Annotated in this window: 6 protein-coding genes; 4 read left to right on the forward strand and 2 right to left on the reverse strand. The window is 66.8% G+C overall.

All coding sequences use genetic code 11. From position 1 onward, the window contains the following. The first annotated feature begins 3 nt into the window (after nucleotides 1-3). The 4 genes from BUB76_RS09670 to BUB76_RS17660 all read left to right on the forward strand — a co-directional run bounded on the left by BUB76_RS09670 (nucleotide 4) and on the right by BUB76_RS17660 (nucleotide 12,303). Complete coding sequence (locus BUB76_RS09670) at nucleotides 4-1,284, forward strand: MFS transporter (RefSeq protein ID WP_073128574.1); 1,281 nt, start codon at nucleotides 4-6, stop codon at nucleotides 1,282-1,284. An 839-nt stretch (nucleotides 1,285-2,123) separates the two neighbouring features. Further along, entirely contained in the window at nucleotides 2,124-2,630 is a 507-nt protein-coding gene (locus tag BUB76_RS09675) for a hypothetical protein (RefSeq protein WP_073128575.1), read from the forward strand. Between the two features lie 214 nt (nucleotides 2,631-2,844). After that, nucleotides 2,845-3,120 (forward strand): hypothetical protein, encoded by a 276-nt coding sequence (locus BUB76_RS09680; protein WP_073128576.1) that lies wholly within the window; start codon nucleotides 2,845-2,847, stop codon nucleotides 3,118-3,120. After that, entirely contained in the window at nucleotides 3,121-12,303 is a 9,183-nt protein-coding gene (locus BUB76_RS17660) for a calcium-binding protein (protein WP_073128577.1), read from the forward strand. A gap of 18 nt (nucleotides 12,304-12,321) precedes the next feature. Here BUB76_RS17660 and BUB76_RS09690 read toward each other — a convergent pair whose 3' ends face one another. Beyond that, complete coding sequence (locus tag BUB76_RS09690; RefSeq protein WP_073128578.1) at nucleotides 12,322-14,379, reverse strand: NADH:flavin oxidoreductase; 2,058 nt, start codon at nucleotides 14,377-14,379, stop codon at nucleotides 12,322-12,324. Next, nucleotides 14,376-15,443 (reverse strand): FAD-binding oxidoreductase, encoded by a 1,068-nt coding sequence (locus BUB76_RS09695; protein WP_073128579.1) that lies wholly within the window; start codon nucleotides 15,441-15,443, stop codon nucleotides 14,376-14,378. Before BUB76_RS09695 ends, BUB76_RS09690 begins: the two co-directional genes overlap by 4 nt. Between the last annotated feature and the right edge of the window lie 2 nt (nucleotides 15,444-15,445).

Below are 15,445 nucleotides of genomic sequence, written 5' to 3' on the forward strand. Positions count from 1 at the left end.
GCCATGATCCGAAGCCTGTTCTCGCTCGCCGCCCTGCTGATGGGCTCGGCCTTTCTCCTGTTCGCCGGTGGTCTGAACAGCCTGATCCTGCCAATCCGGGGCGAAGCCGAGGGATTCACCGCCGCATCGCTGGGTCTGCTCGGCACGGGCTGGGCGCTGGGCTATGTTGTCGGGTGCCTGCGGACGCCGACGCTGGTGGCGCGGGTGGGGCACATCCGTGCCTTCGGCGCCATGTGCGCTATCGCGGCTATCGCGGTTCTGCTGTCGCTCATCCTCATCACGCCATGGGTCTGGATCCCGGTGCGCGCGCTGTCGGGGTTCTGCTTCGCCGGCGCCGCGATGATCGTGGAAAGCTGGCTGAACGAACGCACCGAAGCGTCGTCGCGCGGACGGGTGTTCGGCGTCTACACGATGGTGAACCTGGCGGCGACAACGGCGGGCCAGCTGATCCTGACGCTGGGCGACGCGACCGGCTACGTCTTCTTCGCGCTGGCGGCCATCGTCTATTGCATGGCGCTGCTGCCCACGGCGATCAGCGCGACGACCACGCCAGCGCCGCTGACCCAGGTCTCGCTGAACCTGCGCGCGCTGTGGCGAAATTCGCCCATCGCCGTCTTCGCGGTCATGATGGTCGGGGTGTCGAACGCGTCCTTCGGCACGCTGGCCGCCGTCTATGCCGCGCGCATCGGCATGAGCCTGAGCGAGATCGCGCTGTTCGCCAGCATCCCGATCCTGGCGGGGGCGGTGTCGCAGATTCCCGTGGGGATCGCGTCGGACCGCTTCGACCGGCGCAAGGTCCTGATCGCCGTCAGCCTGCTGGCCCTGGTCGCCGACGGTCTTTTCATAGCGCTGGGATCCATGGGGCCGCCGGTGGTGATGGCGCTGGCCGCGCTGTTCGGGGCGACCGTTTTCGCCATGTATCCCGTCATCGTGGCCCATGCCAACGACCACGCCGAGCCGGGATCTTTCATCCAGGTCAGCGGCGGGCTGTTGCTGGTCTTCGGGATCGGCTCGATCTTCGGGCCGACGGTGGCCGGTTTCGCCATGACGTCCTACGGGGCGGCCACCCTGTTCGCGGTGACCGGGGGCGCCCACGCGCTGCTGATCGCCTTCGCCATCCTGCGCATCGCGACCGCGCCAGCCGTCAGCCCCGAGAACAAGACGCGCTTCCGGGCCAGACCGCTGGCGCGGGGTTCGACGCCCGAGACCCTGGCCATGGCGGCCAACCAGAAGGAATTCGACGCGCGGGACAAGGCCGCCGCACCCGGCAAGCCGCAGGGCTAGGCCGACGCGGTGCCAACCGGACCGTTTGCACCGGTTGACGGTCCCTTCTCGTTTCCGCAGCGCCGTGCTGTTCCTGGTGATCCGCGCGCGATCGAGATCGGCGAAAGCCGATGGACCTTGGGTGATCTCTTTTCAGGATTGTGCCGCGCGGGTGCGACGAATTGTCCAATTTTGGTACTGTTTCGCCTCCAGGCTGGTCGCGCCGGCTCCGCTTTCCGGCCGTGGGCGGTCGGACAATACGCCGAACGGATCGATGATATTCGAATTCGATGATTCTTTGCGCGCCCGGCCCCGTCGACGCCCGATTTGCCCGGGGCAAGCGCTGTGTGCCGCTGGATATTTTCGCCGCAGCCAGACGCGGGGATGGGACGCCAACCGCTCGGATGGCGGTCATGGGGTCAGGTAGAACATTGTTACGACAGGAGTCTCACCGCCGCGTGGGATGCGTTGAGCGGCGGAAATGGAGATGAGTGGAGGCCGGATTGAATTGCGAGCCTTCCGAGGTTGAATTCGATCTGTGCCGGATTGGATTAATGTGAGGAAACCATACGTTTCATGAGCGCATAGCCTCAAATTCTGCTTTTCATTAAATATTGGGTGCCCGTCCGCATGGTGGTGATATTTTTTTCGCTCCGCTAATTGTAGTGGCTGCTTGACCTCCCCGCTTTTGATCGGATCGGCTCTGTGTGTTCCGTCGGTGCCGGAAAGGGAATTGCGAGTCCGGTGGTTTTGTTCCGGCGAAGCGGCGACCCGAAAAGTTCTGTGGTTTTAACGGTCCGGTCCGCATAACCTTACGGTGGGGTCGCCCTTGGGCGGTGGCCGGACGGGACCGGGGACGCATGACGATCGCTCTGAAATTGGCCGTGTTGCTGACGGCGCTGTTCCTGCTGCAGATCAGCATCGCGCAAGGCGTGGCCGGGGCCGCGGGTGGCGCGATGGTGATGCTGGGCGGTGCGGGGATGCTGCTCTCGAAGGGGCTCCGCACGCCGCTTAGCGCGGCCGAGGCGGCGATTTGCGTGGCCCTGACATTCGGTGTCCTGCTGGGCAGCCTGCCCCATCTCTTCGAGACCTGCGGGTTCGGCCGGTCGGCGTTGCTCTGGCTTGTGGGCGCTGCGCTGTCCACCGCCGCGACCCTGGCGACCGCGCGCCTCTGGCAGCCGTCCCTTGTTCTGAAGCCGGTGCCGCGCGCCTGGCTGCTGTGGTCGGGTGTGACCGTCATCCTGCTGGCGGGAACCGGGGTTGCGCTGGCAACGCGAACCTGTGGAGGCTTTTCAATCATGCCGGGATTATCGGCTGGACTGATCGCCCTTTTTATCGTTTTCCAGGTCAGTCAGCGACAGGATTGAGATCCGCGCGCGACATCGGCTGGCAGGGCGAGGCGGGAATTGACGTAACCCACTATAACCATTGTTCTTAGGGTCCGGCTGGGCCCGCCGGAGATCGGAAACTTCGTGTGGCGGGCGCTTCGAAACTTGATTCGAAGCAACTTTCAGGCGAAACTTTCTTGTAGGCGTATTTTCGTTCAACCTTATCGGTTTTCATTTTCGGGATATATTTCAAATGGAAAACGAAACCCCCCGTCCGCCCGACGCGATCGATTATGCCACCTCGAACGAGGCCGGAGTCGTTACCGGCGCGCTTCAGACAGCGGCCAAGGGGGAAGCGGCGCGCTATTCCTCGACCATCAATCGGTACCTGATCGAACTGTACGAGCAGGGCGGCAATGACGCGATCGCGCGCTGGGCGCCGTTCCTCGATGATGCCGCGCGATCCAGCAACCAGTATCTCGCCGCCCTGCAGAAGGGCGGGTCCGAGCTGTCCGGCGCGCTTGGCTAGTTGAACAAGATCCCCGGAGCCAAGGCGCTCAGCAAGGTCGGTGCCGGTCCGCTGGACGTCGTGCTGGGGGGCGCGTCCGTCGTCAACGATTACCGCAACGGCGACAACTGGGTGTCCGAGTTGGGCAAGCAGGCCACCAGCATCACGCTCAGCGGCCTGGCGGGGGGCGCGGCGACGGCCGCCGTGGCCACGGCCCTGGGCGTGGCGACGACCGCGGCGGCGCCGATCATCATCGGCGGTGCGGTCGCCGTCGGTGTCGGCTACGGCATTTCCACGGCCTGGGACTACGTGGAAGAGAACTGGGACGACATCACCGAATGGACATCGGACAAGCTGGATGCCGCCGGAACGGCGATCTCGGAAGCGGCGAGCGAGTTCGGCGATGCCGTCGACGCGGGCCTGAACAAGCTGGGCGAATGGGCGGATGACGGGATCGAGGCCTTCGACAAGTGGGCCGAGGAGACCAAGCAGCGCCTGACCGACCTTGCGAAAGAGGCCCGCGACGGCGTGGCCCAGTTCGGCGAGGATGTGGCCACCTTCCTCGAGGAAGCGCGCGACGCTGCCGAAGCGAAGCTGGCCGAGGCGCGCGACGCGCTGCTGGACGGGATGCAGAAGGTCAAGGACGCCGCCGAGGAGTTCTGGAACGACGGCAAGCAATGGGCGAACGATGCCTTCGACTATGCCGTCGAGAACCTTCAGGATTTCGGCAGCGCGGCGCAGGAATGGCTGGGCGACCGCTGGAACGACCTGCGCGACCTGTCGGACCGCTATGTCGAGGGGGTCCGGGACCTGTGGGAAGACGGCCGCGACGTGGCCGAGTACCTGGGCGGCAAGACCGTCGATTTCGTCAACTACCTGCGTGGCTTCTTCGACGAGGCCGCCGTCACGCGCAGCCCGATCATCCTCGATCTCGACGGCAACGGCGTGACGACCCGCACCATCGCGCTGGGCACGTATTTCGACCTGGACGGCAACCGCTTTGCCGAGGCGACGGGCTGGGCCGACGCGAATGACGGAATCCTGGTCGTCGACCGCAACGGCGACGGCCAGATCGATTCGGGCAGCGAGCTGTTCGGCAACTTCACCGAGCTGGGCAGCGGCGGCACCGCCGCGCACGGGTTCGAGGCGCTGGTCGACATGGATGCCAACCGCGACGGCGTGGTGGACGACCAGGATGCCCTGTTCTCGGATCTCAGGATCTGGCAGGACGCCAATTCCGACGGCGTCGCGCAAGAGGGCGAAGTCGTCGCGTTGGGCCTGGCCGGGGTGGCCAGCCTGTCGACCGATTTCGTCACCTCGACCGATGTCGATGACGGCGGCAACGAGCATCGCCAGCAGGGGTCCTATACGACCACCGGTGGCGAAACCCGCGACATGACGGACGTCTGGTTCAAGACGGACAGCGCGGACACCCGGTTCATGGACGAGATCGAGGTGCCGCTGGATATCCTCGAGGAGCTGCCCGACATCTCGGGCGCTGGGAACGTGATGAGCCTGCACCAGGCCATGGCGCATGACGCCGACGGCCCGCTCGAAACGGCGGTGCGTGCCTACATGGCGTCGGAAAGCGAGGTTGAGCGCGAGGGGCTGCTGCTGGATATCGTCTATCACTGGGCCGGTGTCTTCGACGTCGATCCCCTGTCGCGCGCCGCCACCCAGATCTACGGCAACGTCATCGGGGACGCCCGCAAGCTCGAGGCGATCATCGGCGAAGGCTATGTCGGCATCTGGTGCTGGGGTGAGCTGGACCGCAACCCGCACGGACCCGCCGCGGCCATCCTGCTGGATGCCTTCAACGGTTTCGTGTCCTACGTGCGCGGGCAGCTGGATGCGCAGACGATCTACGAGGACTGGTACGATCTGCTGTCCTTCGCGTGGGATGACGCAAGCTCGCGCCTGGTGATCGACGTCACCGCGCTCGTCGCCGAGTTCGAGCTTCTCTACGAGGCCGACCAGGCCGCGTTCCAGGTCGAGTTCGTCCGCTTCGTCACCGGAATTTCCCACGGTGGCGCCTATGGCGAGGACCTGCTCGCCATGCTGCGCGCGGCAGGGGACCCCGAGGGTGCGGGGCTGGACCTGGTCCTGGCCTCGGCCGGGGCGCCGAACTTTACCGGGACGCCCGGCCGTGACGCGCTGCGGGGCGACAATGACGCCAACGTGCTGATCGGGCTCGAGGGGGACGACACCCTGACCGGCGGCAGCGGGGACGATACCCTGATCGGGGGCACCGGGAACGACGTGCTGACCGGCAGCGCCGGGGCCGACGTCTACCAGTTCAACCTCGGGGACGGGGCCGACACCATCAACAACTTCGACAACCAGATCGATCCGGCGCAGCCGGACGTGCTGGTGCTGGGGGCGGGCATCGTGCCGTCGCAGGTGTCGATCAGCCGGAATTACTTCGACCTGGTGCTGACCATCGAGGGCACAACGGACTCCATCACGATCAGCAGTTTCCTCGACCGGGCGGGGGAAAGCTCGTTCGCGATCGACGAGGTCCGTTTCGCCGACGGGACGATCTGGACCCGCGCCGACATCATGGACACGCTGAACACGCCGACCGAGGGCGACGACTATATCTTCGGCGGGTCCGGCGCGGACGATGTGGATGCTCTTGGCGGGATCGACAACATCCGCCTGGGCGGCGGCAACGATACCGGTGTGGGCGGCGCGGGCGACGACTTCCTGTACGGCGATGAAGGTGCCGACGACCTGTCGGGCGGTGCCGACAACGACAAGATCTACGGCGGCGAGGGCGACGACACGCTGCAGGGCGGGTCCGGCGACGACCTGCTGGATGGTGGCGACGGGGCGAACACCTACGTTTTCGACCCCGGCTGGGGAGACGACACTGTCGAAAGCTACAACCGTTCGGGCGACGCGGCGCTGGACATCCTGTCCTTTGGCCCCGGAACCACGCCCGCCAACCTGATGGTCCGGCGTGTCGGGTCCGACCTGGTCTTGTCCCATTCCAACGACACGGACGAGGTGCGTGTCCGCAATCACTTCGCCCGGGACAATTACGGGATCTCCGAGGTGCAGTTCTCGGACGGCACATCCTGGGACCGGGCCGCGCTTCAGCTGCTGTCGCAGGCGGGGACCGAAGGTGACGACACCCTCCACGGTGCCGATGGAAACGATACCCTTACGGGCCTGGGCGGCGAAGACTCCATCTATGGCGGCGAGGGCGCCGACAGTATCTCGGGCGGGGCCGACGACGACCGGCTGTTCGGCGGAGATGGCGAGGACACCCTGAACGGCGATGCCGGGGACGACCGGCTCGAAGGGGGCAACGGCACCGACACGTATCTGTTCGATGCGGGTTGGGGCAGCGACACGGTCAACAACTACGACTGGACCAACGACGGCACGGCGACCCCGGACGTGGTGAGCTTCGGCATCGGCGTCGATCCCGCGGACCTGGTGGTGTCGCGCGTCTCGAACGACCTTCTGCTGACCCATGCCAACGGCACGGACGCTGTGCGGATCACCAACCATTTCTCCGGTGACCGCTACCAGGTGGCCGAGGTCCGGTTCGCTGATGGCACGACCTGGAGCCCGGCGCAGCTTCAGCTGATGACCCAGCAGGGCACGGGCGGGGACGACACGCTTTACGGCTCGGACCTGGCCGACACGCTCAGCGGTCTGGGCGGGCGCGACGTCATCTACGGCGAGGATGGCGCGGATTCGCTGCTGGGCGGGGCCGAGTACGATCGCCTGTTCGGCGGCAACGGCGATGACACGCTGAACGGTGGCGCCGGGGATGACCGGTTGGAGGGGGACAACGGCACCGATCTCTACGTGTTCGACGCGGGATGGGGCGACGACACGATCAACAACTACGACTGGACCAACGACGGCACGGCGACCCCGGACGTGGTCAGCTTCGGCATCGGCGTCGATCCCGCGGACCTGACGGTCTCGCGCGTCTCGAACGATCTGGTCCTGACCCATTCGAACGGAACCGATAGTCTTCGGATCGGCAGCCATTTCTCGGGCGAACGCTACGAGGTGGCCGAGGTGCGCTTTGCCGACGGCACGATCTGGACGCCGGCACAGATCCAGGTGATGACGCAGCAGGGCACGGCGGGCAACGACACGCTCTACGGCACCGACATCGACGAAACGCTGCAGGGCCTGGGCGGAAACGACTACATCTACGGCGAAGGTGGCGCCGATGATCTGTCGGGCGGTGCAGGTAACGACCGTCTTTACGGCGGCGACGGCGCGGACACGCTGACCGGCGGCGTCGGGGACGACAGGCTCGAGGGCGGGAACGGCACGGACGTCTACATGCTGGGCGCCGGCTGGGGCAGCGACACGATCAGCAATTACGACTACTCCAGCGACGGAGCGGCGACCCCGGATGTGGTGATCTTCGGGGCGGGCGTCGATGCGGGCGACATCCAGGTGTCGCGCGTCTTGTCGGACCTGATGCTCGAGCGCGCGAACGGCGTGGACGCGTTGCGGATCAGCCGGCACTTCTCGGGAGACCGCTACGCGGTCTCGGAGGTGCGTTTCGCCAGCGGGACCGTCTGGACCGCCGCCATGCTTCAGGCGATGGCGCAACAGGGAACGGCCGGGGACGACTCGCTGTTCGGAACAGACGTCGCGGACACGCTCACGGGTCTGGCCGGGGACGACTATCTCTACGGTGAGGGCGCCGAGGACAGCCTGTCGGGCGGGGCCGACAACGACCGGATCTATGGCGGCGATGCCGACGATACCCTCGACGGCGGGTCGGGCAACGATCGCCTGGAAGGCGAGGCGGGAACGGATACCTACGTGTTCGAAGCCGGTTGGGGCAACGACACGGTCGCGAACTACGACTATTCCGGTGGGGGCGATGCGACGCCGGACGTGATCGTCTTCGGCGTCGGGGTGGCGCCCGCTGACCTGGCGGTCTCGCGGCTGCGGTCCGACCTGGTGATCGAGCATTCGAACGGCACTGACTCGCTCCGGGTCATCAACCATTTCTCGGGCCCGAGCTACGAGGTCTTCCAGATCCGCTTTGCCGACGGCACGATCTGGAGCCTTGCCGAAATCGAGCGGATGACCCAGCAGGGCACTTCCGGCAACGACTCGCTCTACGGGACGGACGGTGCGGATACGCTCGATGGCCTGGCCGGGGATGACTATCTCTACGGCGAAGACGGCGCCGACGATCTGTCGGGCGGCGCCGACCAGGACCGGCTTTATGGCGGTGCGGGCGACGATACCCTCGAAGGGGGCGCCGGGAACGACCGGCTGGACGGTGGCAATGACACCGGTACCTATGTCTTCCAGGCCGGCTGGGGCAACGACACCATCGAGAACTATGACCGGTCCAGCGCTGACGCCCCGACCCCGGATGTCGTGATCTTCGGCGCGGGTGTGAACCCGGCGGACCTGTCCGCGTCGCGGACGGGCAACAACCTGGTCCTGACCCATGCGAATGGCAGCGATTCCCTGCGGATCTCCAGCCATTTCTCGGGCGAACGATACCAGGTCAACGAAGTCCGCTTCGACGACGGCACGGTCTGGGACCTGGCGCAGCTGCTGCTGATGACCCAGCAGGGAACCGCGGGGAACGACTCGCTCATCGGGACCGAGGGCGCCGATACGCTCGATGGTCTGGCGGGCGCGGACTACATCGACGGGCAGGCCGGCGCCGACGACCTCTCCGGCGGCGACGACAACGACCGCCTGTACGGTCGGGCCGGCAACGACACGCTGGACGGGGGCGATGGCAACGACCGGCTGGAGGGCGGCGATGGCGCCGACAGCTACGTTTTCGCCCAGGGCTGGGGCCAGGATACCGTTTCCGACTACGACAACTCGGACGACCCGGCCGCGACGCCCGACCCGCTGACCTTCGGCGCCGGCGTTCTGGCCGGCGATATCACGGCCAAGCGGATCTCGAACGACCTGTACCTTATCCACGCCAACGGCACCGACGAGGTGCGCATCACTAGCCATTTCGCCGGCACCCGCTACGAGATCGCCGAGGTGCGGTTCGACGACGGGACGGTCTGGACGCCAGCCCAGATCGCGCTGATGACGCAACAGGGCACGGCCGGTAACGACACGCTCTACGGGACCGAGGGAGCGGACACGCTCGATGGTCTGGACGGGAACGATTACATTTACGGCGACGTCGGCGCGGACCGGTTGGTCGGCGGGGAAGGCAATGACCGGCTCTACGGCGAAGAGGACAACGACACCCTGCACGGCGGGGCCGGCAATGACCGCCTGGATGGTGGAAGCGGCACCGATGCCTATCTCTTCGCCGCGGGCTGGGGTGACGACACGATCTACAATTACGACCGGTCCGGCGACGGGGCCGTGACGCCGGATGTCGCGATCTTCGCGGCCGGCATCGATCCCGGTGACATCGCCGCGTCACGGTCCGGCTCGAACCTGATCCTGACGCATTCCAACGGGACGGACCGGATCATCGTCTCGAACCATTTCTCGAACGAGAACTACCAGGTGTCGCAGGTCCGTTTCTCCGACGGCACGACCTGGGATCCCGCGCAGCTGCTGCTGATGACGCAGCAGGGCACGGCGGGCAACGATTCGCTTTTCGGCACCGACGGAGATGACACCTTGGACGCACTGGGCGGGGCCGACAGCGTCTACGGCGAGGACGGGGCGGACGATCTGTCGGGCGGTGCCGACAATGACCGGGTCTTCGGCGGAGACGGCAACGACACGCTGAACGGCGGGTCCGGGAACGACCGGCTCGAAGGGCAGAACGGCATCGACACCTACGTCTTCGATGCGGGCTGGGGCAATGACACGATCGGCAACTACGACTGGTCCAGTGACGGGGCCGCCACGCCCGACGTCGTGATCTTCGGCGCCGGCGTCGCGGCGGGCGACATCGCGGTGTCGCGCATCGGGTCCAACCTGTACCTGACGCATTCCAACGGCACGGACATCCTGCGGATTGACAACCACTTCTCGGACGAACGCTACGAGATGGCCGAGATCCGGTTCGCCGATGGCACGATTTGGACACCGGCGCAGCTGCAATCAATGACCCAGCAGGGCACGTCCGGCAACGACACGCTCTATGGCACCGAGGGGGCTGACACGCTCGACGGTCTGGACGGCAACGATTACCTCTACGGCGAAGAGGGCGCGGACCGTCTGGTTGGCGGGCCGGGCAACGACCGGCTCTACGGCGGTGACGGCGACGATACGCTCTACAGCGGGACGGGCGACGACCGGATCGAGGGCGGGAATGGCACCGACGCCTATCTCTTCGTCGCGGGTTGGGGCAGCGATACGATCAGCAATTATGACTATTCCGGTGACGGAACGCCCACACCGGATGCGGTCATCTTCGGCTACGGCGTGGACGCCGCGGACATGACCGTCTCGCGCGTGTCGTCTGACATGATCCTGCGCCATTCCAATGGAACCGACGCGCTTCGCGTCACCAGTCACTTCTCGGGCGAACGTTACCAGGTGGACAGCGTGCGCTTCGGTGACGGCACGGTCTGGACCGCGGCCGAGCTCTTCGCGATGTCGCAGCGGGGCACCGCCGGCGACGACTCGCTCTACGGGACCGACGCGGCCGACGATACGCTGCGGGGGCTCGACGGGAACGATTACCTCTATGGAGAGGACGGGAACGACCTTCTCTACGGCGACGGGGATGACGACCGGCTCTACGGCGATAACGGCATGGACACGTTGCATGCCGGCACCGGCGACGACCGGCTCGAAGGTGGATACGACACGGACACCTACGTCTTCGAGGCCGGCTGGGGCAGCGACACGATCTACAACTACGACTGGTCCAGTGACGGATCCGAAACGCCGGACCGCATCCTGTTCGGCGCGGGCGTCCGTGCCGCGGACATCACGGCGTCGCGGCAGTTCTCGGATCTCTACCTGACCCACGCGAACGGCACCGATGTCGTCCGGCTCGTCAGTCATTTCTCGGGTGAACGCTACCGGATCGAGGAGGTCCGTTTCGACGACAGCACGGTGTGGCTGCTCGACGAGGACGCGGAACTGACCGATCGCCGGGTCGAGGGCGGCGCCCCCAACGACGTGCTCTACGGCTCGTCCGAGGCCGATCTGATCAACGGCTATGCCGGTTTCGACTGGATCGTGCCGGGGCGGGGCAACGACACGGTGGATGGCGGGGCGGATCGGGACATGGTGTCCTACTCCGACCAGCCCGAGGTCGCCGGGCGGCGCGTGGTGGACTTCATGCTCGACCTCGACCTCGGCGCGGGCACGGCCGAGATCTTCGGCGGCGAGGTGGACCAGATCACCAATTTCGAGCGGGCGACCGGCACGATCTTCGCCGACGTCATGCGCGGGTCGGACGGCGACGACGAGCTGCGGGGCCTCGGCGATTACGACTGGTTCATCGCCACGGACGGCCAGGACACGATCGACGGCGGCAACGGCCAGGACATGATCACCTTCCTGGAATGGGGCGGCAGCGGCGCGCCGGTGGTGCTCGACATCTTCTCGGACGCGGGCGCGCCGCCCGCGCCGGCCGCGGTCGGGGGGATCCTTCTCGACCTTGCCAACCCCGCCAGCGCCACCGGCTATGCCGCGGGGCTGGACATGACCAGCATCGAGCGGGTCACCGGCTCGTCCTACCAGGACGTGTTCTACGGCGACGCGAACCAGAACGACTTCCGCGGGCTGGGGGGCTACGACTGGTTCGTGGGCTCCACCGGCGGGCGCGAGCGCTATTACGGCGGCGACGGGATCGACACGGTCACCTATTTCCAGTCGTCCACCGGCGTCATCGCGTCGCTGCGCAACGGCGCGGGGGAGTTCAACGGCCAGGAGACGGGCTACGGCTCGGGCGGGGACGCGATCCGCGACCTCTATTTCGAGATCGAGAACCTGGTGGGCACGCAGCATCGCGACCGGCTCGAGGGGAATTCCGAGCGCAACCAGCTCGCGGGCCTTGGCGACGACGATTTCCTCTACGGCTACGGCGGGATCGACTACATCGAGGGCGGCGACGGCAACGACTACATCGACGGCGGCGCGGCGTCGGACTACGCGCTCTACGACGGCACGCTGTCGGAGTACACGATCACCCGCACCTCGGCCACCGACGTGACCATCACCGGCCGCGGCTACACCGACACGCTGACCAACGTCGAGTACTTCCAGTTCGACGACGCCACCGCGAATATCTGGGAACAGACCATCGTGTGAGGGGGGCGACCGCCGCCGTCAGAGCGTCCGGACCAGCCTGAGCGCGTCGTAGATCGCGGCGTGGGTGTTGCGGGCTGCGACCGCGTCGCCGATGCGGAACAGCTGGTAGCGACCGTCGGGGTTTCGCGTCACGGTCTGCGGACGCCCTACGATCAGCGCCTCGTGGTCCACCTCGCCACGGTTGCTCGAACCCTCGCGCAGGTCGAAATACAAGTCGTCCAGCGGCCGGGTGCCGTGGTTGACCACCACCTGGTCGACGCGACGTTCGCGGGTGAAGGCGCCGTAGTCGCTGCCCAGCGTGGCCACCACTTGGTTGCCGTCGCGCCTCACGGCATCCACGCGCCAGGTGGGCGTGAAGGTCACGTCGTGGTCCTGCAGGATCCGCAACGACGGCGTCAGCGACATCGCCATGACCTCGGAGACGATGTTGCGGTCGCGGGTCACGATCTCGACCCGCGCGCCGGTTTTGGCGATGCGCTCGGCGGCTTGCAAGGCCGGGTAGTCGCCCGCGTCGTCGTAGATCAGGACGTTTTCGCCGGGCGCCACGTCGCCCGACAGGATGTCCCAGGCCGAAACGACCAGGTCGTTGCCGCTCTCCAGCACCTCGGTATGGGGCAGGCCGCCCGTGGCGATGATGACGGCATCGGGGCCATCGGCCAGCACGTCCTCGGGGCCGGCGAAGCTGTTGTAGTGGAACCGCACGCCCGCGCGGTCGCACTCGGCCACGCGCCAGTCGATGATCTGGATCATCTCGCGCCGCCGCTCGGTCTGCGCGGTCAGGCGGATCTGGCCGCCGGGATGGTTCGCGGCCTCGTGCACCACGACGTCGTGCCCGCGCGCCGCCGCGACGCGCGCGGCCTCAAGCCCGGCGGGGCCGGCGCCGATCACCACGATCTTGCGGGGCTTCTCGGCCCTGGCGATCTCGTGTGGCTGTTCCAGCTCGCGCCCCGTGGACGGGTTGTGCACGCACAGGGCCATGCCGCCCTGGTAGATCCGGTCGAGGCAGTAGTTCGCACCGACGCAGGGGCGGATGCGCGCCTCGTCCCCGCGCTGGATCTTGGCGACGATATGGGGGTCGGCCATGTGCGCGCGGGTCATGCCGACAAGGTCCAGCTTGCCCGATCCGATGGCGTGGCGCGCGGTGGCCACATCCTGGATCTTTGCGGCGTGGAAGGTCGGGAAGGCCGTGGCCTTGCGGATCTCGCCCGCGAAATCCAGATGCGGCGCCGACCGCATCCCCTGCACCGGGATCACGTCGGTCAGGCCCGCGTCTGTGTCGATATGGCCCTTCACCACGTTCAGGAAATCCACCAGCCCGCTGTCCTTCAGGCGGCGCGAGATCTCGAGGCCGTCCTCGTTGGTCAGCCCGCCCGCCAGGTCCTCGTCGCCCGTGTAGCGCACGCCGACGATGAAGTCGGGGCCGCAGGCCTCGCGGATCTTGCGCAGCACGTCGAAGGTGAAGCGCAGGCGGTTGTCGAGGCTCGGCCCGCCGTAGGGCCCGTCGAGATCGTTGGTGAGCGGCGACCAGAACTGGTCCATCAGGTGGCCGTAGGCCTGCAGCTCGATCCCGTCGAGGCCAGCCGCCTGCATCCGCTGCGCGGCCGAGGCGTAGTCGGCGACAAGGCGGGCGATGTCCCAGTCCTCGGCCTTCTTCGGGAAGGCCTTGTGCGACGGCTCGCGCTCGTGCCCCGGCGACACCACGGGCAGCCAGTCGCCCTTGTCCCAGCGCGTCCGGCGACCGAGATGGGTAAGCTGGATCATCACCGCGCAGTCGTGATCGTGGCATTCGTCTGTGAGGGCTTTCATCCAGTCCACGACCTCGTCCTTCCAGGCGAGGATGTTGTTGAAGACCGGCGGGCTGTCGCGCGACACGCTGGCCGACCCTGCGGTCATCGTCAGGCCGACGCCCGCGCGCGCCCGCTCCACATGGTAGGCGCGATAGCGGTCCTTCGGCATGCCATCCTCGGGATAGGCCGGTTCATGCGACGAGATCATCAGCCGGTTCTTCAGGGTCAGGTGCTTCAGCTGGTAGGGCTGGAAAAGCGGATCCCGCGCTGTGGACGTTTGCGTGTTCATGCCTCGATCTTCACCTTGCCGATGGGGTTGGAGCAGCAGGCGAGGATGTATCCCGCCGCGATGTCGTCTTCGGTGATCCCGCCATTGTGGACCATGTGAACGTGACCCTCGGCCTTCTTCACCTTGCAGGTCCCGCAGACCCCGAAGGTGCAGCCCGCCGGAAGGAGGGCGCCGGCCGCGCGGGCCGCGGCCAGCAGCGTCTCGGTCTGCGCGACCTTCACCTGCTTGCCCGAGACCGTGAACTCGACCTCGGCCATCTCGGCGTCGTCCAGCGTGACGTCCTCGGGCACCTGCGAGGTGTCGGGCAGGGGGGCATGGAAGCTTTCCTGGTGGTAGCGGTCCATGTCGTAGCCGAGACCGTAAAGCGCCTCGCGCACGGCCTGCATGAACGGCTCGGGGCCGCAGCAGAACACCTCGCGGTCCAGGTAATCGGGCGCGGCGAGGCCCAGGATCAGCTGGTTGAACGTGCCGCGATAGCCGGTCCAGGGCTGGTAGGGGTCCGTGCCCTCGACCACCCACGCCAGCTCGATCCCGGTGCTGCGGGACGCGATATGCTCCAGCCGCTCGCGGAAGATGATCTCCGACGGCCGCCGGGCGCAGTTGACGAAGACGATGTCCGGATCGCGCCCGGCATCGTACATATGCGCGGTCATCGACATCATCGGCGTGATGCCCGACCCGGCCGAGATGAACAGGTATTTCTGGGCCGGATGGTTCAGGTACGAAAACGTCCCGCCCGGCCCGGTCGCGCGCAGCCGCATGCCGGGCCGCAGGTGGTCGAGCATCCAGCGCGTGCCCAGCGACGCGTCCTGCGCCTTGACTGTGATCGTCAGCGAGGTGGGCCGCGAGGGCGAGGACGAGATCGTGTAGGTCCGGTGCAGGGGGCCGCCGGCCACCGGCAGTTCCAGCGTGACGAACTGGCCCGGCTTGAACGAGAACAGCGCACCCGACGGCGCCTGGAAGGTGAAGGTCACCACGTTCGGCGCCTCGGGCAGGGTCGAGACGCATTCGAGCGGTTCGTCGTCGTTCCAGAAGGCGAGGCGGGGCTGGCTGTGGGTGTTCATCG

This window comes from Palleronia salina, from assembly GCF_900141995.1.
Taxonomy (GTDB): domain Bacteria; phylum Pseudomonadota; class Alphaproteobacteria; order Rhodobacterales; family Rhodobacteraceae; genus Palleronia; species Palleronia salina.

Bases quoted from the DNA above. Each gene is read 5' to 3' on its own strand.
- BUB76_RS09670 (WP_073128574.1), top strand. From the start codon at position 4: ATGATCCGAAGCCTGTTCTCGCTCGCCGCCCTGCTGATGGGCTCGGCC.
- BUB76_RS09675 (WP_073128575.1), top strand. From the start codon at position 2,124: ATGACGATCGCTCTGAAATTGGCCGTGTTGCTGACGGCGCTGTTCCTG.
- BUB76_RS09680 (WP_073128576.1), top strand. From the start codon at position 2,845: ATGGAAAACGAAACCCCCCGTCCGCCCGACGCGATCGATTATGCCACC.
- BUB76_RS09690 (WP_073128578.1), bottom strand. From the start codon at position 14,379: ATGAACACGCAAACGTCCACAGCGCGGGATCCGCTTTTCCAGCCCTAC.
- BUB76_RS09695 (WP_073128579.1), bottom strand. From the start codon at position 15,443: ATGAACACCCACAGCCAGCCCCGCCTCGCCTTCTGGAACGACGACGAA.